This window comes from Agrobacterium sp. 22117 (genome assembly GCF_052045735.1).
GTDB lineage: Bacteria > Pseudomonadota > Alphaproteobacteria > Rhizobiales > Rhizobiaceae > Agrobacterium > Agrobacterium cavarae.
Map to the genome: position 1 here is coordinate 153,538 of NZ_JBQEPP010000003.1, position 19,385 is coordinate 172,922.

Below are 19,385 nucleotides of genomic sequence, written 5' to 3' on the forward strand. Positions count from 1 at the left end.
CTAAAGCTTACAAAGCGAAGCGGAAACAGCGAGCGACGCCTATGATTCCTTGGCCATCTACTCTGTCAAACGGGGTGAGGGAGGTCCGCTTCCGCACGACGTTGCGACAAGGTTGAACCTCTCGGTGGTCCTCGCTAGGGTTGATGACCACCGAGAGGTTTTCGCGCCGGGACGCACAAGGACGTCCTTCACTGTTGAAACGATGCATCGTGCTTTCCGACGATCGATTCCGATGTTAACGGCTTATGCCGTTGCAGTAGACGGCGTCACGCGTCCACCATGTGACGCTCCACTTTCGCAAGAGCGGCTTCTAGCTCGGCTGCGGTCATTCGCACGCAATAGGCTGGTGTGCCACGTTCAAAACGCCAGCCTTCGGCCAAATTACCTGCGTCCACTGCATCGAATCCGAACTGGTTATAGAGCGTTTTGCCGATCGTCTTTCCCTCTTCATCATCACCGGCGATAGGCAGAGCCCGACGCTCGCCAGCCCCCGCAGGCAGGCCATCCTTTTCCAGATCGTTCATGGTGATGGCGTTGAAGGCCTTGATGATCCGGGATTGCGGCAGATGCCGGGCAAGCAATTCGCTCGTTGTGATCTTGCCGTCATCGAGTTCGACGATCCGCCCATCACGATCGGGATAATAATTATCTGTGTCTATGACCACCTTGCCGTTGAGAACTGCGACGGGAACCGAGCGGTAGGCGGCAAGGGGGATGGCGATGACGACGATGTCGCCGAATGCTGCTGCCTCATCGACCGTTCCGACCTCGCAACCCACGGCGTGACGCATACTGAACAAGGTGTGCGGTCCGCGTGAGTTGCTCAACATCACCTGATGGCCCGCGCGAACGGCTAGCTTGCCGATGGCTCTGCCGACAAAGCCCGCACCGATGATTCCGATTTTCATATCTCGTCTCCGTGTTGATGGTGAGGGAGGTTTAATTCGCGTCGGACATGCGATAAATCACCATGATGAGATGACATTCCCAACCAATAAGAGGCAATCATGGATAGGCTCACCAGCATGGCGGTGTTCGTCAAGGCGTCCGAAGTCGGGTCCTTCGCTGCCGCTGCGGAGGCGATGGGCATGTCACCGCAAATGGTTGCCAAGCATGTCGTCTTTCTCGAAGACAGGCTCGGTACAACGCTTCTCTACCGCACGACGCGACGGCAGAGCCTGACGGACGTCGGTCGCGCCTATTACGACCGCTGCAAGCTGGTTCTGGCAGAGGCCGAGGCGGCGGAAACGCTGGCCCAGGACATGCGGTCTCTGCCGAGCGGCGTCTTGCGGGTCAATGCGCCGATGACCTTTGGTGCTTTTAGCCTGGCACCCTTCGTGACGCGCTATCTCAGGCGATATCCGCAGATGCAGATCGATCTGACACTCAACGACCGGTTCGTCGATCCACTCGAAGAAGGCTTCGAGGTAATGGTGCGGATCGGGGAGGTCGAGGACACCTCTCTTGTTGCACATGCACTGGCGCCCTATCGGTTGATTGCCTGCGCGTCGCCGGACTATCTAGCCAAACGCGGGACGCCGCGAACACCATCTGAATTTCAGCACCACGACTGTCTGGCCTATGCCTACTGGTCGCCCTCCATCCCTTGCCGATGGCAGTTTACGCGCGGAGGGCAGGTCGAAGAAATTCAGGCGACAGGGAGGATCCGTAGCAACGACTGGAAAACGCTTCTGCATGCTGCAGTGGAGGGCTATGGCATCACGCTCGGACCGGAGGGCGTCCTCAGCGGCGAAATCGCGGCTGGCCGGCTTGTGCGAGTCCTGCCCGATTACGAGGGCCCCTCCCGCCCCATGCATGTTCTCTATCCCGCAGGGCGTCGTCCCACAGTAAAAGTGAAGAGCTTCGTTGATGCCATTGTTGACGAGTTCGGTTTGAAATGAGGTTGTCGAACGCGACGATCCCTTCGTCATCCGATAAATGAGGCCGCATATCTGCTGAAGGGAATTGCTGGAATTATGAGCCAAGACAGCCGGTAATCTGGCGAAAACGTCGTGTTTTGAAAGGCCGCCGTGCGTTATCGATCCGCGCAGTTTATACAACCCAAGAATGTATGAAGTACTTTGTCAAACATCCAAAAAAGTAAGATCGTCACTAAAACTTTGTTTTTATTGAAGCTCAAACGTTTCAGATTGGGATTTGTTATAGACGCGACGTAAATTGCTAATGTAACTATAAGTAGTTGCTAAAGTGATGGTGAACGAAGTTCGAACAAAGGCGGTACGATCGGGCATTTGCCCTGTTGCCATATAAAAGGGCAGCGCGAGATGCAAATTTACGCATCCTTTTCTGCGCCAGGGAATTCATGCTTTATCCATTACCATCTCGATCTAGAGTTGGATCAGCCACCAAAGGGAGGATGACGATCATGGATCACGACAATTATGCCGACGAGGACATCCGTCGCATTTTGACCGACACGACAACGATCGCGCTGGTTGGCGCTTCTCCAAATTCCGCACGCCCCAGCCATGGCGTCATGTCGTTTCTTCTTTCAAAGGGCTACAAGGTTTTCCCGGTCAATCCAGGCCATGAGGGCAAGGAAATCCTTGGGCAAAAGGTCTATGCCAAGCTCGCTGATATTCCTGAGCCCGTCGACATGGTCGATGTGTTCCGCGCATCGGAATATCTCTCCAGCGTCATGGAAGAGGTGATCCACATGTCACCCCGCCCCAAGGTCGTCTGGGCACAATTGGGCGTGGAAGATTATGATGCCGCGGCGAAGGGGGAGCATTACGGCGTGGAAGTGATCATGGATCGCTGCCCGGCCATTGAGCATCCTCGTCTCAATATCGGACGATAGTTAGGATAGTTCGCACTTATCTTTCGCCGTCGAAGCGATATGATCCTTTCTGTGCTCGTTTAAAAAGACAGTCGGAGGGACACCATGTCAGACCATACGCCGGGCTTTTCTACCCTTGCTATTCACGCCGGTGCGCAGCCAGACCCGACCACTGGCGCGCGCGCCACGCCTATCTACCAGACCACGGCCTACGCGTTCCGTGATTCCGACCATGCGGCAGCGCTCTTCGGCCTGAAGGAGTTCGGCAATATCTATACGCGCATCATGAACCCGACGCAGGCGGTTCTTGAAGAGCGCGTTGCAGCCCTTGAGGGCGGAACCGCGGCGCTCGCCGTGGCGTCGGGCCACGCAGCACAGTTGTTGGTCTTTCACACTCTGCTGCAATCCGGAGATAACTTCGTGGCCGCCCGCCAGCTTTATGGCGGCTCGATCAACCAGTTCGGCCACTCCTTCCAAAACTTCGGCTGGCAGGTGCGCTGGGCGGATGCCGCTGATCCTGCGAACTTTGAAGCCCAAATCGATGTGAAGACGAAGGCGATCTTCATCGAGAGCCTCGCAAATCCCGGCGGCACATTTGTCGATATCTCTGCCATTGCAGAGGTGGCGCACAGGCATGGGCTGCCGCTGATCGTCGACAACACAATGGCGAGCCCCTATCTCATTCGGCCGATCGAACACGGTGCCGACATCGTCGTCCACTCGCTGACGAAGTTTCTCGGAGGCCACGGCAACTCCATGGGCGGCATCATCGTCGATGGCGGTACGTTCGACTGGTCCGCATCGGACAAGTTTCCGGCTCTCTCGCAGCCGCGTCCGGAATATTCGGGTGTCGTCCTGCACCAGACCTTCGGCAATTTCGCCTTTGCCATTGCCACCCGCGTCCTCGGCCTTCGCGATCTCGGCCCTTCTATTTCCCCCTTCAACGCCTTCCTGATTCTCACCGGCATCGAAACGCTGCCGCTGCGCGTCCAGCGCCACTCGGACAACGCGCTTGCGGTTGCCAAATGGCTGAAGGCGCATCCGAAGATTGGCTGGGTGCATCACGCGGGGCTGGAAGACAGCGACAACCACGCTCTGCAACAACGCTACTCGCCAAAGGGTGCAGGTTCCGTCTTCACCTTCGGTGTGAAAGGCGGATACCAGGCCGGTAAATCGCTGGTGGAAGGATTGCAGCTCTTCTCGCACCTTGCCAATATTGGCGATACCCGCTCTCTCGTCATCCACCCTGCATCGACCACCCATGCTCAGCTGACGCCCGAGCAGCAGGTTGCTGCCGGTGCAGGCCCAGACGTGGTGCGTCTCTCTATCGGCATCGAGGATGTGAAGGACATCATCGCTGACCTGGAGCAGTCGCTGGCGAAAATCTGACGACCGAAAAACTTGAGAAGTCTCAATCTGAAAGGACAAGATCGCCCATGGCCCTGACACTGAATTTCAAGCCTGACGGCGATCTTTCCACCATTCAGCCGGAGGAGGGCGCTCCGGCGCCCGACAGGCTGATTGCTGGCGATCCGAAATTCACCAGCTGGAACCTGGAGGAGGCCGAAGGCGGTCTCTATGCCGGCATCTGGCAATCGACACCCGGCAAGTGGCGGGTGGAGTATGATGAGTGGGAGTACTTCAACATTCTGGAGGGCCACTCGATTCTGACGGTGGATGGTGGAGAGCCAATTCACCTAAAAGCGGGCGATCGCCAGATCATCCGCCCAGGCTTCAAAGGCACCTGGGAAGTGGTGGAGACGACGCGAAAGGACTATGTCGTCCGGCTCTAGACCAGCCGCAGCCACAAGCGTCGTCTCCATCGCTCATCACGACATTGGCTTGCTCAGCGCAGCAGCGGCAGCTTCATGCTCTGCGACCATAGTGGCGTCATCGGCGGTCACTGTCTGCACGCTCTGACGAGCCCCGATGCGATCCATGTATCGCTGAAAAGCCGGACGGGCTTCCACAAGGCCGAACATCGTCGTCCAGGTAAGCGCGATCCCCCACAGAAGATCGGCGGCTGTGAACCGCTCGCCAAGCAGGTAGGGTCCCTTCTCCAGCTGCACTTCCAGCATGTCGATTAGCGAGTCGTAACTCGCATAGGGCGTTTCATTGAGAGAGCCCGGCTCGCGTTTCATGTAGCGGTCGTAGATGGCCGGTTCAAAGCAGCTGCCATAGATGAACAGCCAACGGACATAGGCGCCGCGATCCGGGTCGGTGAGGGAAGGGACGAGCCCGGCTTGTGGGAAGAGGTCGGCCAGATAGAGATAGATCGCGCCCTGTTCGGTGATCAGCGTATCACCGGCGCGCACCGCCGGCACCTTGCCGAGCGGGTTGATGGTCAAATACTCCGGCCGTCTTTGTTCGCCTGCCTTCATGTTCAGGACGTGCAACTCATAAGGCACGTTCAACTCCTCCAGCAAGATGCGGGCACCGGTGGCACGTGTTTGCGGTGAATAGAAGAGTGTTACTTCGTGGTTCGTCGTCATCGGTCGTCTCCCGTGCTGATTAATCTCGCGATTTCGCGATGACCAGAGATTGCGCTTTCATACCTGTCAGATCATGTCAGGTTGGATTAGACATAAATCGAGAAACAGGATTTTTTCGATGCGTGCGAGCCGATTGATCAACATCCTCACCACCCTTCAAGCGAAAGGGCTGGTGACGGCTGAGGTGCTGGCTGCGGAGAACGATGTCTCTGTGCGAACGATCTATCGCGACATCGATGCGCTTTCTCTCTCAGGTGTCCCAGTCTATAGCGAACGAGGCTCGGATGGCGGGTATCGTCTTCTTGATGGTTATCGTGTTCGCCTCAATGGGCTGACACCGTCCGAGGCGGAGGCCATGTTTCTGTCGGGTATTCCCGGCGCTGCCGCAGATCTCGGCTTGGGGGCGCTGATGGCGGGCGCGCAGAAGAAACTGACGGCCGCCTTGCCGGAGGATTTGCGTGAAAGCGCGCGACGCCTGCAGACGAAATTCTATCTTGATGCACCAACTTGGCTCGCCGAAGGTGAGCAGCCGCATTATCTGCAAGCCATTGCCGGTGCCGTCTGGAGTTCCAAGCGCATCCGCATCCGCTATCGGTCATGGACGGCTGAAAAAAAACGGGTCGCAGATCCGCTTGGCATCGTCATGAAGGGGGGTGCCTGGTACGTCGTCGCACGCGTTGAAAACACACCCCGCACCTATCGCATATCCCGCGTCCTCGATCTCATCGTGACCGATGAAGGCTTCGACTGGCCGAAGGGTTTCGATCTGGCGGCCTATTGGAACGAGAACACGAGAAGGCTCGAACTCGATCTTTATCCGAACTGGGCGACGATACGAATTTCACCCCACGGCTTGAAAGAGATCGAGCATACCGCTCCACCTTACGTCCGCGCCAATATCGGTTTCGTTGGAGAGGCCGACGAGGCTGGGTGGCAGACGGTGCGGCTGCCGGTGGCGCATAGGCATATGGCCGTCCATGAAATGTTGAAACTGGGGCCGGAGGTCGAAGTGATCGACCCGCCGGAATTGCGAGACGCCATGCGTCAAGCGATCGAAACGTTGATGCACCGTTACGCGCGGGGAGCAGACGACCTCACCAAGTGAGGTCGAGCCGTTCCAGACCGTGAAAGTGATAGACGTCCTTGACCTTCGGCTGGCTCGCCAGCGTGAGATGCGGCAAGCGCTGGAAGAGCAGAGGCAGGACGATATTCAGTTCCAGCCGCGCCAGGGGTGCGCCGATGCAGAAATGGATGCCCGCACCAAAGGAGAGGTTCGGGGCCTCGGCACGATCCGGCTTGAAGTTGAGGGGATCGCTGAATTTTAGCGGATCGAGATTGGCGGCGGCGAGGATGAGGCTGACCTTGTCGCCTCGCTCGAATTTCACGCCGTCGATTTCCACCGGCTCCAGAGCCCAGCGCTGAAAGATATGGACGGGGGCACCGATTCGAAGCGTCTCTTCCACGGTCCGTTCGGTCGTCTTCTCGTCGCCGAAGAGCGATTGAGGGTCGAGGCCGCTTTCCAGAATGACGCGCAGCGAGTTGCCGATCTGGTGGACGGTCGCTTCATGGCCGGCGTTGAGAAGGACGATTGTTGTGGAGATCAGTTCATCATCGGTCAGAAACTGACCCTTATGCTCCGTATGGATCATGTGGCTGAGCAGATCGTCCTTCGGCTCAGCCCGACGCTCGGCAATCACGCTGCGCACATAATCGGCGAATTCATTGGCCGCACGGTCGGCGGCAAGCTCGTCTTCGCGACTGCGCTTGAACATGTACATGCCGACATAGGCATGCGACCATTTGAGTAGCTGCGGCCCCATTTCCTCCGGAATCCCGATCATCCGGGCAATCATCGTCACGGGAATGATATCGGCAAAAGAGGAGAGAAGCTCCGTCTGACCGTCCTTTTCGAAGCGGTCGATAAGCCCGTGGGCGAGCGTCTCGATCTCAGGCTTCATCTTCTCCACGTGGCGGGAGACGAAGGCGCGGTTCACCAGGGTGCGAAGCCGGGTGTGTTCCGGCGGCTCGATCTCGAGCAGGGAATGACGCTCTGCCGCATCGAAATTCTGAGTGTGTTCGAGCGGCTCGGGCAGGCCAAGTTCTTCTCGTGTGGCGATGTGAAGGATCTGGCGCCCGAAGCGACGGTCACGCAACAGCGCGTTGACGTGATCATAACCGGTGAAGAACCATTGCTTCTGTTCCTCCCAGTAGAAGGTTGGACAGTGTGCGTGGAGAAGAGCGTATGTGGCGTTTGGATTGCCATAAAACGCCGGGTTACGGGCGTCGAGCGAAACGGAGCGCTGTTGCGCGTCGATGTGGATAAAGTCAGGCATCGTGTTCATGTCCAACCTCTACAGCATCGGCCCGAAAATCGGAATCGATTTTCGGAAAGCACGATGCGTAGATTCAAAAAGTTAGAGCGTCCTTTGTGCGTCCTAAAGGACGCACGGCGCTCTAGCGAAAACATAGCTGACGGGAAAGAGAGGCGAGGCTGAGAATAGACAGTCAGTTGTTACCCATCGCCGCGATGCGGTTGAGTGCCGCGACCTGCCGGTCGGCATTATTGTCGTGCGGGTCTTCACCCCGGTCATCAGCCGGGAGCACGACATTGGCAATGCCGTCATTGACGACCGTGCGATTGCGGCCTGCGGATTTCGCTGCATAGAGCGCCCGGTCCGCCATCTTCAGCATCAGATCCAGTTCCGCCTCCGCGATCGGGGCGGAGTAGATGCCGATACTCACCGTGGAGGTAAAGCTTTCCTCTCTCCCCTCGGTGGAAAGACGAGCGAAATAGACACGCACGCCATCGACGATCCTCAGCGCAGCGTTCAGGTCGTCGTGGGGCAGCAGATAGGCAAACTCTTCGCCGCCCATGCGCACGAAGATGCCCTTTTTGCCGACGATGCGATTGACGAGATCGCAGAACTGAACCAGCACCTCGTCACCGCACTGGTGACCATGGCGGTCGTTGATCTTCTTGAAATGATCGATGTCGAACAAAGCAAGCAGGAGTTGCGATGAGCGATGTTCCGGCGCCTTCCTGATCTCAGAATAGGCTTCCATCAGTCCGCGCCTGTTAAGAACGCCTGTCAGATGATCGGTTATTGAAAGACGGTGCAATCGCCGCTCATTGTCCTCCATGAACATCTTCAAGGCAATCATCATCAGCACGACGAAGCTGAAAGCGGCCGAGTAGGCGACCGGTGCTGTCAGCGGCAGCGTCTGGCCGGCAAGCGAATCGTAGGGAATGATCAGGGCTGCGGTCAGAGGACCGATCAGCGCGTGCACAACGAGGGCTACGGCAAAGATCTTGCGCGTCGTTGAGACCGGCTCTTTGGAGGTTAGCACGACGCCGGCGATGGTGACGTAACCGACTGCCGCGCAGCCATGATAGACGAGAACGCGTGCCAGCATGCTGTCGCGCACCGCCGGCAGGAACATGAAGGCCAGCCACAAAAGCGGTGGAATGAAAATCCACCCCTCGATTTTCCGCCGCTCAAGGCGAAGCAGGCCGGCGAGCCAAAAGCCGAAGGCCGAAAGCGCAAGCGTGTTGCCAACGGTGATCGTCCAGAAATCAGCGAGATAACCCCGTTGCGCCACGAGCGCAGAGCCGGCGCCCACCGCCGCAAAACCGCAGGCGAAAAACAGGTGATGTTTCTTGGAGGACGAATGAAGCCAGAGCACGGCCAGCAATGCAGCGAGAGTCGATGTTTCCAACGACCAGAGAAGCATGCCTGTTTGGGCCTGGAACACAGCGCAATCCTAGTTAAATTTCAATGAGTCGCTTCGTCTGACCGTCGAGTGTGATCGAGGAGTAAGGTCGAGAACGCCACTTCGACGTGTAGTCCTGCGACAGGTAACTTTCAACGAAAAACTCTCACGCAAAGTATCTTCCTTACGTTACGTAAAGAATTCGTCACCTCTCGTTCCGCTTAACCGCTTGTTGACCAGTCCGGCTGTTCGTCGTTGATGAGGAACCGGCGCAAGCGATGAGAGACTGGTCTGCAAGGGATTTCATCTTTAAAGCGGCGCAAGAATTGTCCTCGCTATTAAGGATATCCGCTGCCTCAGTCTTGAAGTGCCGACCAAGGACACTCTATGTAGTGAGTTGACGAATAATGATTCCGGGCGCTCGGAGCTTCCGGGCTAGAATTGGATAAAGGACGGACATGACAAATCCAGTTGATACCGCCATGGCTCTGGTGCCGATGGTCGTGGAGCAAACCAACCGCGGTGAGCGCTCCTATGACATCTACTCCCGTCTTCTCAAAGAGCGCATCATCTTCCTGACAGGTCCTGTCGAAGATCACATGGCTTCGCTCGTTTGCGCCCAGCTTCTGTTCCTCGAGGCGGAAAACCCGAAGAAGGAAATCGCGCTCTACATTAATTCCCCGGGTGGTGTCGTAACGGCCGGCATGGCAATCTATGACACGATGCAGTTCATCCGCCCTGCCGTCTCTACGCTTTGCGTTGGCCAGGCGGCCTCGATGGGCTCGCTGCTTCTGGCAGCCGGCGAAAAGGGAATGCGCTTTGCAACGCCCAACGCCCGCATCATGGTTCACCAGCCGTCCGGCGGCTTCCAGGGCCAGGCATCCGACATCGAGCGTCATGCCCGAGACATCATCAAGATGAAGCGTCGCCTGAACGAAGTCTATGTGAAACACACCGGCCGTACGTTGGAAGACGTTGAAAAGACGCTCGATCGCGACCATTTTATGGATGCCGGAGAAGCGAAGGACTGGGGCGTGATCGACAAGATCCTCACTTCCCGCCAGGAAATCGAAGGCGTTTCCGCGAATTAAGGCGACTGCTTGACGATGCCGGTTTATTGGCCTGATCGTAATTCTGGGCTTTAAACCGGCGAATAAAGCGATAATAGTACATATTAAGGCTATGTTGAATTTTTATGACGTAGTCTGAACCAAGCTCTCCCGAACGACGTAAAGCTTTGAGGGAGAGCATCGGAAGACATACCGGAGCACGCGTGTTCCGGGGTTTTAAGGGGAATTCGTTGCCGCCGTGCGTCAGTTCATATATCTGATACGGCTAGTACCCCGGGAACGAAGCGGATGCGAAGGCCCGAAATGGCGGTCGCATTTGCAGGCGGTAAGTTGACCGCGATCCGCTTTGCGGACCTGCGGCGTGCTGGAAGGAAAGAGATATGAGCAAAGTCAGCGGCAGCAACGGCGGCGACTCGAAAAATACACTCTATTGTTCATTCTGCGGCAAGAGCCAGCACGAAGTCCGGAAGCTGATTGCCGGGCCGACAGTGTTCATCTGCGATGAATGCGTCGAATTGTGCATGGACATCATCCGCGAGGAGAACAAGAGTTCGATGGTGAAGTCGCGTGAGGGTGTTCCCACCCCGCAGGACATCATCAAGATCCTCGATGAATACGTCATCGGCCAGAAACAGGCGAAGAAGATCCTGTCTGTCGCCGTTCACAACCATTACAAGCGCCTCGCGCACGCCTCCAAGAACGGCGATGTCGAACTGGCGAAATCGAACATCATGCTGGTTGGCCCGACCGGTTGCGGCAAGACCTATCTTGCCCAGACGCTCGCGCGCATCATCGATGTTCCCTTCACCATGGCGGACGCAACGACGCTGACCGAAGCCGGTTATGTCGGTGAAGACGTCGAAAACATCATTCTGAAGCTGCTCCAGGCTGCCGACTACAATGTCGAGCGCGCCCAGCGCGGTATCGTCTATATCGACGAAGTGGACAAGATTTCCCGCAAGTCGGACAATCCGTCCATCACGCGCGACGTATCTGGCGAAGGCGTTCAGCAGGCACTTCTGAAGATCATGGAAGGCACGGTCGCATCGGTTCCCCCGCAGGGTGGTCGCAAGCATCCGCAGCAGGAATTCCTGCAGGTGGATACGACCAACATTCTCTTCATATGCGGCGGCGCATTTGCTGGCCTCGACAAGATCATCTCCGCCCGTGGCGAGAAGACATCCATCGGCTTCGGTGCAACGGTCAAGGCAGAAGACGATCGCCGCGTTGGCGAAGTGCTGCGTGAACTGGAACCTGAAGACCTGGTCAAGTTCGGTCTCATCCCCGAATTCATCGGTCGTCTGCCGGTTCTGGCAACGCTCGAGGATCTCGATGAGGATGCGCTGATCCAGATCCTGTCCGAGCCGAAGAACGCTCTGGTCAAGCAGTACCAGCGCCTATTCGAGATGGAAGATGTTGAACTGACATTCCACGAGGACGCGCTTCGTGAAATCGCCCGTCGGGCCATCACCCGTAAGACAGGTGCCCGCGGTCTGCGCTCGATCATGGAAAAGATCCTGCTCGACACGATGTTCGACCTGCCGACGCTGGAAGGCGTCCGCGAAGTGGTGATTTCGGACGAGGTCGTCAGCGGCCTCGCTCGCCCGCTCTACATCTACGCCGATCGTCAGGACGAAAAGGCGAATGTGTCGGCCTGATTGCCAGGCTGATCGCAATCAAATGGAAAAGGCTCGCCATTGGCGGGCCTTTTTTCTGTTTTAAACCTCGAAATAGCGAATAACCGTGCCCGTATCCGATTTTGAGTTGGAGCGGATTATGCTTTGCTGATAGAGTCTTACCAGTGATTTGTGTGATGGTGTGACGTTGTGGTGAAGGTCGCTCATCGAATCCACCTTCGCGGGCCCGGCGGGGGTGGAGAGTAAAAAGCGTATTCACGCCCATCTTTTTTTCAAAGGTATGCGGCCCCACGATAGACAGCGGGTTGCTGGTTTCCGTGACTTGAAAATGACAGTGCGAAACTCCACTTTCAGTCACGAATAAGAATATGCCGGAAACTTCCCAAGACGTCCGGCAAGCGTCCCGAATAGGGACCATGGAAAGGAAATGATATGACGAACATCACGTCTGCTGCATCTGGCGGTACCTATCCCGTACTTCCTCTGCGCGACATTGTCGTTTTCCCACATATGATCGTTCCATTGTTTGTCGGACGCGAAAAGTCCATTCGCGCATTGGAAGAGGTCATGGGCTCCGACAGACAGATCATGCTTGTCACCCAGATCAACGCGAGCGATGACGATCCGGATCCGTCTGCGATTCACAAAGTGGGCACGGTTGCCAACGTTCTTCAGCTCCTGAAGCTGCCCGACGGTACCGTCAAGGTTCTTGTCGAGGGCAAGGGCCGCGCACAGATCGAAGAATACACCGGCCGCGAAGACTTTTACGAAGCAACCGCAACGATTCTGGACGAGCCCGAAGAAGATGCCGTTGAGATCGAGGCCTTGTCTCGTTCCGTTGTGTCCGAGTTCGAAAGCTACGTAAAGCTCAACAAGAAGATTTCGCCGGAAGTGGTTGGCGCTGCTGGACAAATCGACGACTATTCCAAACTCGCCGATACCGTTGCCTCGCACCTCTCCATCAAGATCACCGAAAAGCAGGAAATGCTCGAAACGGTGAGCGTGAAGCAGCGCCTGGAAAAGGCTCTCGGCTTCATGGAAGGCGAAATTTCCGTTCTGCAGGTTGAGAAGCGCATCCGCTCGCGCGTCAAGCGCCAGATGGAGAAGACCCAGCGCGAATATTACCTGAACGAACAGATGAAGGCGATCCAGAAGGAACTCGGCGACGGCGAAGATGGCCGTGACGAGATGGCCGAACTGGAAGAACGCGTCGCCAAGACCAAACTCTCCAAGGAAGCCAAGGAAAAGGCCGAAGCGGAGATGAAGAAGCTTCGCCAGATGAGCCCGATGTCGGCGGAAGCCACGGTCGTGCGCAACTATCTGGACTGGCTGCTCGGTCTGCCATGGGGCAAGAAGTCCAAGGTCAAGGTTGATCTGAACGCTGCCGAGCAGGTTCTGGATCTGGACCACTTTGGTCTCGACAAGGTCAAGGAACGTATCGTCGAATATCTGGCCGTACAGGCCCGTGCGACGAAGATCCGTGGACCGATCCTGTGCCTCGTTGGTCCTCCAGGCGTCGGTAAGACCTCGCTTGCGAAGTCCATCGCCAAGGCAACTGGTCGCGAATATGTTCGCATGGCGCTTGGTGGCGTTCGCGACGAAGCGGAAATCCGCGGTCACCGCCGGACCTATATCGGCTCCATGCCGGGCAAGATTGTCCAGTCGATGAAGAAGGCCAAGAAGGCGAACCCGCTCTTCCTGCTCGATGAAATCGACAAGATGGGCATGGATTTCCGTGGCGACCCATCGTCGGCTCTGCTCGAGGTGCTGGATCCGGAACAGAACTCCACCTTCATGGATCACTACCTGGAAGTGGAATACGATCTGTCCGACGTCATGTTCGTGACAACCGCCAACACGCTCAACATTCCTGGTCCGCTGATGGACCGTATGGAAGTGATCCGTATTGCCGGTTACACCGAAGACGAAAAGCGCGAGATCGCCAAGCGGCACCTGCTGCCCAAGGCAATCAAGGAACATGCCCTGCGTCCGGAGGAGTTCTCCGTGACGGATGGCGCCTTGATGGCCATCATCCAGCAGTACACCCGTGAAGCCGGTGTTCGTAACTTCGAACGTGAGCTGATGAAGCTCGCCCGCAAGGCTGTCACCGAGATCATCAAGGGCAAGACCAAGTCGGTCGAAGTCACGGCTGAAAACATCAACGACTATCTAGGTGTGCCGCGCTTCCGTCACGGCGAGGCCGAGCGTGAGGATCAGGTCGGCGTCGTCACGGGTCTGGCCTGGACCGAAGTGGGTGGCGAATTGCTCACTATTGAAGGCGTGATGATGCCGGGCAAGGGTCGTATGACCGTGACCGGTAACCTGAAGGAAGTGATGAAGGAATCCATCTCGGCGGCGGCGTCCTATGTCCGTTCGCGCGCGGTCGATTTCGGCATCGAGCCTCCACGCTTCGACAAGAGCGACATCCACGTGCACGTGCCGGAAGGCGCAACACCGAAGGACGGTCCGTCTGCAGGTGTCGCCATGGCGACGGCCATCGTCTCCATCATGACAGGTATTCCTGTTTCCAAGGATGTGGCGATGACGGGCGAGATCACGCTTCGCGGCCGTGTCCTGCCAATCGGTGGACTGAAGGAAAAGCTGCTTGCAGCGCTTCGCGGCGGCATCAAGAAGGTGCTGATCCCGGAAGAGAACGCCAAGGATCTGGCGGACATTCCAGACAACGTGAAGAACGGCATGGAGATCATTCCGGTGTCCCGAATGGGTGAGGTTCTTGAGCATGCTCTGACCCGTAAACCCGAGCCGATCGAGTGGGATGGCAGCATCGAAACGCCGGTGATTGCGACTGTTGAGGGTGTTGATGACGGCGGCCAGACGATCGCACATTAAGATTTTGAGCGATCTATGATGCTAAATTAGCACAGAACTTCTGGAAGGCCGGCGGAAATGCCGGCCTTTTTTGTGAAAAAACCACGAGACCTCTTGTTTTTCAGGCGATTCCGTCGCTTTTGGGTGGCGGTGCGCGAATAGAACTCTATTCTGCGCGGACCTGATTTTGAGTCGTTTCATACCACTGAAAGGGATGGAAACATGAACAAGAACGAGCTCGTTTCCGCAGTTGCCGAGAAGGCTGGCCTGTCCAAGGCTGATGCCGCTTCTGCCGTTGACGCCGTATTTGAAACTGTACAGAACGAACTGAAGGCTGGTGGCGACATCCGTCTCGCTGGCTTCGGTAGCTTCAGCGTCAGCCACCGCAAGGCAACCAAGGGCCGCAACCCGGCGACCCGCGAAGAGGTCGATATTCCTGCTCGCAACGTCCCGAAGTTCTCTGCAGGCAAGGGCCTGAAGGACGCGGTCAACAGCTGATCCGTCCCGACCTCATCTCGCATGAGGTCAATGACAATTCGATATCCTGCAAGCCCGGCCTCCGCGCCGGGCTTTCTTTTTGACCATCTTGCGTTGTGGCTTGGCGTACCATATTTCTATTTCGCCGGTCCTTCCGGCATTCGTTCTCAGGGCGGGGTGTAATTCCCCACCGGCGGTGAGAGGGAAACCTCAAGCCCGCGAGCGCCTGTTCTTCGAAAGAGGGCAGGGTCAGCAGATCCGGTGCAACTCCGGAGCCGACGGTATAGTCCGGATGAAAGAGAATGAGGTCAGGCTGCGCTCTCATCTGCGAAAGCAGGGGGAGGTAGTGCGCGTTTCATCGTGTCCTTGCCGATGCGGTTTCCGTCGTCCTCATCTGTCCTGATTTGTGTTGGTCCTTTGGAAAAGGAAACATGACATGAATCAGAGCACTGTTTCGCTCTTCCGCTCCCGGGCCGTTCTCGGCGCCGGTTTTATGGTTCTGGCGGGTATCGCCTTTGCCGCACTCAACGTCGTCACCCAGGAGCTCGCCATGACGCTCGGCTTTCCGCCGGCATCCACGGCGTTCTGGCAATATGGTTTCGCGCTCATCCTTTCGCTGCCCTTGCTGGTTCGGCTAGGCCTGCGCGCAATGAAGACCGATTATCCCTTCCGCCACATCTTCCGTGTCCTGCTTGCCGCTTTCGGTGTTCAGGCCTGGGTGACGGGGCTGGTGACAGTGCCGATCTGGCAGGCGATCGCGCTTGTCATGACCTCGCCCTTCTTCATCATCATCGGCGCTCGGCTCTTCCTGGGTGAAACCGTCGGCCGCGACAGATGGCTTGCAACACTCACGGGCTTCATCGGCGCGATGATCATCCTGCAGCCATGGTCGGACAGCTTTACCATGGCCGCGCTGCTGCCTGTGCTTTCCGCACTGCTGTGGGGTGGATCGTCGTTGATCATGAAGAACCTCACGCATCACGAGCCGCCCGAGACGGTGACCGTCTGGCTCCTCGTCCTGCTGACGCCAATCAATGCGGGCCTCGCCGCAGCTTCTGGCTTTGCTGTTCCGGAAGGTCTTGCGCTCTGGCTGCTGCTTGCGGCAGGGCTGCTGACGGCGCTTGGGCAATATCTCCTGACGCTCGCTTACAACGCCGCTGATGCGGCCTATGTGCAGCCCTTCGACGATCTGAAGCTACCGTTGAACGTTCTTGCAGGCTGGCTGGTGTTTTGCTACGCGCCGAGCGGCTATCTCTGGCTCGGTGCCACTCTTATCCTCGTCGCGTCACTCTTCCTCATGCTGCGTGAAGCGGGCAAGGAAGCGGTGGTCGTCTCGTGACGGAAAATACAACCACACCGGGCGCGCTACGCCCGGTGCCATGGCTAAACGCCTAAGGCATCGGCCCGAAAATCGGAATCGGTGTTCGGAAAAGCACGATGCGCAGAGTCAAAGCGTGAGACGCGTCCTTTGTGGATCCAACAGGAAGCTTGTCGCGCCAAGCGCTTTGTCAGGCGTCGAAGGTGCTCTTCTCCGATGGCATTCGCCGAGGGGAGGGCACGCACAGGACTTGAGCGGCAGCAAACTGTCCACAAGGCATGTGCGAATGACCTTCGATCAGTGCGAAAACGTCTGTCGGAAAGGGCGTAGTTTTTTAAAGTGAGGTGAGTTTCATAGGCTCATCGCTGCTTGTCCTGATTCTCCGAGTCGTACTGAACCCATCGGAAAAAGAAATAAATAGGCAAGGCAATAAGCGCCAGGGTGGCGAGCGTGTGTACTGACATGGTTCATCCCATTACTCGCGTCTTCATCATGAGGACGACGAGATACTTATGGTGCGAAACCTCTTTATAATTCTTGAATCGCTTGATGAGCGAGTTGTCCGATTCTGGGACAGGGCGTGGAGCGACAAACGCGGTCTCAAACTGAGCTGGCTCAAGCATCGCCGGTTGCTCGGATCATCAGCGAGCGACACACAACAGCACCAGCAGAGCTCGACAAAGACAGCGCAACATCAAGGCTGTCGAAGAGGCAGCCATTTAAGTTTTAAGTGGTGACATCTGGGAAGAAAATGGTGGGCGATGAGAGACTCGAACTCCCGACATCCTCGGTGTAAACGAGGCGCTCTACCAACTGAGCTAATCGCCCTTCGCGTCTTGCAGATCGTGTCCGCCGCGTCGGTGGCCGTGATCTATTCGGATCGGATGGAAACCGCAAGAGCCTTTGTGAAGTTTTTTTGTTTTTTCCGATTTTTTGTCGCGGTGCAAAAGGCAAGTGATTTGGCAGCCACGCAAATTTCCTACGCTATATCAGCTCTTTACCACCCAGGGACCGACCAGCTGTTTCTGATAAACCCAACCGCCCGACGCCAGTGACCTTTTAGCCTGCGATAGCGGAGCCACCACTCTATCCTCGGATGGACCTATCTTCCTTTTCCGCGCGATGACGAGTCAGGCCCCAAGAAAATCTGGACGCGCTAAGGTCCGAAACGGCACAATGTTTGGAGGAGAAAAGGGGAGGAGCCCTCGTCATGGATTCGCGTCAAAGGAGGCGACTCGAGAATGGTCTCCAAGAGTAATAGCGCGGTCTGTGGATAAGATGTTTGAGTTGCACAATTGCGGTTGCTTCGTCGATGGCCCGGAAAGCTGGGCTTTTGGAAGCTGGTCCCATGGCAAAATGCACAAGCTTATCCTTTTGTCGTGAAAGCTGCTTGACACCCCCACACGAACGCCTTAGTTAGCCGCTCAACGAACAGCCGAGGCGGTTCGTGCAGCGAGGTGGAAGCCTCCTGTCAGGAGATGCGGGTGTAGCTCAGTCGGTTAGAGTGCCGGCCTGTCACGCCGGAGGTCGCGGGTTCGAGCCCCGTCACTCGCGCCATCCTGTCCCTCGGAACTCTACGAACGCCAAGCGTTCGTCATGCGCGGGTGTAGCTCAGTCGGTTAGAGTGCCGGCCTGTCACGCCGGAGGTCGCGGGTTCGAGCCCCGTCACTCGCGCCACTTTTTTTCTACCTCCATTGATATATCTGCGATCAGCAGGGCGCGGTTTGCACCGCAAGATTTAGTCAATTTCGCCTTACTCAACCGGTCAAATTGTTCCGCCGGAAAGTCCAGTTTTGGCTCTTCCTCGGTGTCATAAAACGTTACCGCACGGCACAAAAATATGTGACGATTTAAAAGAGCGGTTTAAACGATTTTTGTCGATGTTTCTTAAGTATTTAGCTATATGTCGAATGGTCAGAGCATCGGCTGTTTGACATTACCGTGTCTAATCCGTGGCGGGATTGGCGCGAAAAGGTGCTTAAACCCTTGCAGAGATGGCGCGGCTGCGCTAACCACTGCGGCGTTGCAACACAATTCGGCCCTGCGGAACGTCAGTTCCAAATGGGTGCCCGACGCTCGGTCGGGCAAGGAAGAGACAATGACTGAACTCCTCAGTTCCTATATTCCGATCGCAATCTTCATCGGTATCGCACTCGTCATCGGCCTGGCGCTGTTGATCGCGCCTTTCGCGGTTGCTTACAAGAATCCCGATCCTGAGAAGCTTTCCGCATTCGAATGCGGCTTCAACGCGTTTGACGACGCTCGCATGAAGTTCGACATTCGATTCTATCTCGTTTCGATCCTTTTCATCATCTTCGACCTGGAAGTCGCCTTCCTGTTCCCGTGGGCAGTCTCCTTCGGTGAAATCGGCTGGTTCGGTTTCTGGTCCATGATGGTGTTTCTGGCCGTTCTGACCATCGGCTTCATCTATGAATGGAAGAAGGGAGCGCTGGAATGGGCGTAGTTCAAAACGACTCGACGCTTATCGCGCAAAAGCCCAAGGGCATTATCGATCCATCGACCGGCAAGCCGGTCGGTAGCGATGACGCTTACTTCAGCGAAATCAATGACGAATTGGCCGACAAGGGCTTTCTCGTCACCTCGACCGACGAGCTCATCACTTGGGCGCGCACCGGCTCGCTGATGTGGATGCAGTTCGGTCTGGCCTGCTGCGCCGTCGAAGGTCTGATGCAGGCCTCCGGTCCGCGTTACGACATGGAGCGCTTCGGCGTTGCCCCGCGCGCCTCACCGCGCCAGTCGGACGTCATGATCGTTGCCGGCACGCTCACCAACAAGATGGCGCCTGCGCTACGCAAGGTCTATGACCAGATGCCGGAGCCGCGCTACGTCATCTCCATGGGCTCCTGCGCCAATGGCGGCGGCTACTATCACTATTCCTACGCCGTCGTTCGCGGTTGCGACCGTGTCGTGCCAGTCGATATTTACGTGCCGGGCTGTCCCCCCACGGCGGAAGCGCTGCTTTACGGCGTGCTTCTGCTGCAGAAGAAAATCCGCCGCACAGGCACGATCGAGCGTTAAGGGCAGAGGACT

General features: G+C 56.8%; 16 protein-coding genes, 3 tRNA genes and 1 riboswitch. Of the genes, 14 read left to right on the forward strand and 5 right to left on the reverse strand.

Translation table 11 applies throughout. From position 1 onward, the window contains the following. Positions 1-266: 266 nt before the first annotated feature. Positions 267-962 carry an NADPH-dependent F420 reductase gene (locus ACTJKV_RS09230; RefSeq protein ID WP_440598711.1) on the reverse strand — a complete coding sequence of 232 codons (696 nt, stop codon included), beginning with the start codon at positions 960-962 and terminating at the stop codon, positions 267-269. A gap of 45 nt (positions 963-1,007) precedes the next feature. On the opposite strand from ACTJKV_RS09230, the gene ACTJKV_RS09235 reads away from it, so the two are divergent. The 4 genes from ACTJKV_RS09235 (at position 1,008) to ACTJKV_RS09250 (ending at position 4,593) form a co-directional block, all read left to right on the forward strand. Then, the gene (locus ACTJKV_RS09235; protein WP_440598626.1) at positions 1,008-1,901 is read left to right on the forward strand and encodes a LysR family transcriptional regulator; all 894 of its coding nucleotides are present in this window, start codon (positions 1,008-1,010) and stop codon (positions 1,899-1,901) included. A gap of 485 nt (positions 1,902-2,386) precedes the next feature. Beyond that, complete coding sequence (locus ACTJKV_RS09240) at positions 2,387-2,821, forward strand: CoA-binding protein (RefSeq protein ID WP_440598627.1); 435 nt, start codon at positions 2,387-2,389, stop codon at positions 2,819-2,821. A gap of 84 nt (positions 2,822-2,905) precedes the next feature. Beyond that, positions 2,906-4,189, forward strand: a complete 1,284-nt coding sequence (locus tag ACTJKV_RS09245) for an O-acetylhomoserine aminocarboxypropyltransferase (protein ID WP_440598628.1) — start codon at positions 2,906-2,908, stop codon at positions 4,187-4,189. Between the two features lie 47 nt (positions 4,190-4,236). Beyond that, positions 4,237-4,593, forward strand: coding sequence for a cupin domain-containing protein (locus ACTJKV_RS09250; RefSeq protein ID WP_130977420.1), 357 nt, complete (start codon positions 4,237-4,239; stop codon positions 4,591-4,593). A 36-nt stretch (positions 4,594-4,629) separates the two neighbouring features. Here the strand turns inward: ACTJKV_RS09250 and ACTJKV_RS09255 are convergent, their stop codons facing one another. Continuing rightward, positions 4,630-5,292: a glutathione S-transferase family protein gene (locus tag ACTJKV_RS09255; RefSeq protein WP_274103717.1), complete on the reverse strand. Its 663-nt coding sequence runs from the start codon at positions 5,290-5,292 to the stop codon at positions 4,630-4,632. A gap of 118 nt (positions 5,293-5,410) precedes the next feature. On the opposite strand from ACTJKV_RS09255, the gene ACTJKV_RS09260 reads away from it, so the two are divergent. Next, on the forward strand, positions 5,411-6,397 hold the full coding sequence (locus tag ACTJKV_RS09260) for a helix-turn-helix transcriptional regulator (RefSeq protein ID WP_274103716.1): 987 nt from the start codon (positions 5,411-5,413) through the stop codon (positions 6,395-6,397). On the opposite strand, the gene ACTJKV_RS09265 is transcribed toward ACTJKV_RS09260, so the two are convergent. Together ACTJKV_RS09265 and ACTJKV_RS09270 are read right to left on the reverse strand one after the other, a co-directional pair. Next, positions 6,387-7,634: a cytochrome P450 gene (locus tag ACTJKV_RS09265; protein WP_274103715.1), complete on the reverse strand. Its 1,248-nt coding sequence runs from the start codon at positions 7,632-7,634 to the stop codon at positions 6,387-6,389. The genes ACTJKV_RS09260 and ACTJKV_RS09265 overlap by 11 nt on opposite strands. 163 nt (positions 7,635-7,797) lie before the next feature. Continuing rightward, the gene (locus ACTJKV_RS09270) at positions 7,798-9,045 is read right to left on the reverse strand and encodes a GGDEF domain-containing protein (RefSeq protein WP_274103714.1); all 1,248 of its coding nucleotides are present in this window, start codon (positions 9,043-9,045) and stop codon (positions 7,798-7,800) included. Positions 9,046-9,461: 416 nt separating this feature from the next. Between ACTJKV_RS09270 and clpP the strand changes: the two genes are divergently transcribed. The 5 genes from clpP (at position 9,462) to ACTJKV_RS09295 (ending at position 16,355) form a co-directional block, all read left to right on the forward strand. Next, positions 9,462-10,094, forward strand: a complete 633-nt coding sequence (gene clpP / locus ACTJKV_RS09275) for an ATP-dependent Clp endopeptidase proteolytic subunit ClpP (RefSeq protein ID WP_062437784.1) — start codon at positions 9,462-9,464, stop codon at positions 10,092-10,094. A gap of 359 nt (positions 10,095-10,453) precedes the next feature. After that, positions 10,454-11,731, forward strand: a complete 1,278-nt coding sequence (gene clpX, locus ACTJKV_RS09280) for an ATP-dependent Clp protease ATP-binding subunit ClpX (RefSeq protein WP_062425546.1) — start codon at positions 10,454-10,456, stop codon at positions 11,729-11,731. A 411-nt stretch (positions 11,732-12,142) separates the two neighbouring features. Continuing rightward, complete coding sequence (gene lon, locus ACTJKV_RS09285; RefSeq protein WP_274103713.1) at positions 12,143-14,560, forward strand: endopeptidase La; 2,418 nt, start codon at positions 12,143-12,145, stop codon at positions 14,558-14,560. Between the two features lie 201 nt (positions 14,561-14,761). Then, positions 14,762-15,037 carry a DNA-binding protein HupB gene (gene hupB / locus ACTJKV_RS09290; protein ID WP_062425544.1) on the forward strand — a complete coding sequence of 92 codons (276 nt, stop codon included), beginning with the start codon at positions 14,762-14,764 and terminating at the stop codon, positions 15,035-15,037. Positions 15,038-15,175: 138 nt separating this feature from the next. Then, a riboswitch (FMN riboswitch) is annotated at positions 15,176-15,324 on the forward strand. A gap of 128 nt (positions 15,325-15,452) precedes the next feature. Beyond that, positions 15,453-16,355, forward strand: coding sequence for a DMT family transporter (locus ACTJKV_RS09295; RefSeq protein ID WP_274103712.1), 903 nt, complete (start codon positions 15,453-15,455; stop codon positions 16,353-16,355). Positions 16,356-17,086: 731 nt separating this feature from the next. Here the strand turns inward: ACTJKV_RS09295 and ACTJKV_RS09300 are convergent. Continuing rightward, a tRNA-Val gene (locus ACTJKV_RS09300) sits at positions 17,087-17,162 on the reverse strand. A gap of 652 nt (positions 17,163-17,814) precedes the next feature. On the opposite strand from ACTJKV_RS09300, the gene ACTJKV_RS09305 reads away from it, so the two are divergent. The 4 genes from ACTJKV_RS09305 to ACTJKV_RS09320 all read left to right on the forward strand — a co-directional run bounded on the left by ACTJKV_RS09305 (position 17,815) and on the right by ACTJKV_RS09320 (position 19,373). Next, a tRNA-Asp gene (locus tag ACTJKV_RS09305) sits at positions 17,815-17,891 on the forward strand. A 43-nt stretch (positions 17,892-17,934) separates the two neighbouring features. Beyond that, positions 17,935-18,011, forward strand: a tRNA-Asp gene (locus tag ACTJKV_RS09310). Positions 18,012-18,432: 421 nt separating this feature from the next. Further along, positions 18,433-18,798: an NADH-quinone oxidoreductase subunit A gene (locus ACTJKV_RS09315; RefSeq protein ID WP_062425542.1), complete on the forward strand. Its 366-nt coding sequence runs from the start codon at positions 18,433-18,435 to the stop codon at positions 18,796-18,798. Next, complete coding sequence (locus ACTJKV_RS09320; protein ID WP_274103711.1) at positions 18,789-19,373, forward strand: NuoB/complex I 20 kDa subunit family protein; 585 nt, start codon at positions 18,789-18,791, stop codon at positions 19,371-19,373. Before ACTJKV_RS09315 ends, ACTJKV_RS09320 begins: the two co-directional genes overlap by 10 nt. Positions 19,374-19,385 lie beyond the last annotated feature (12 nt).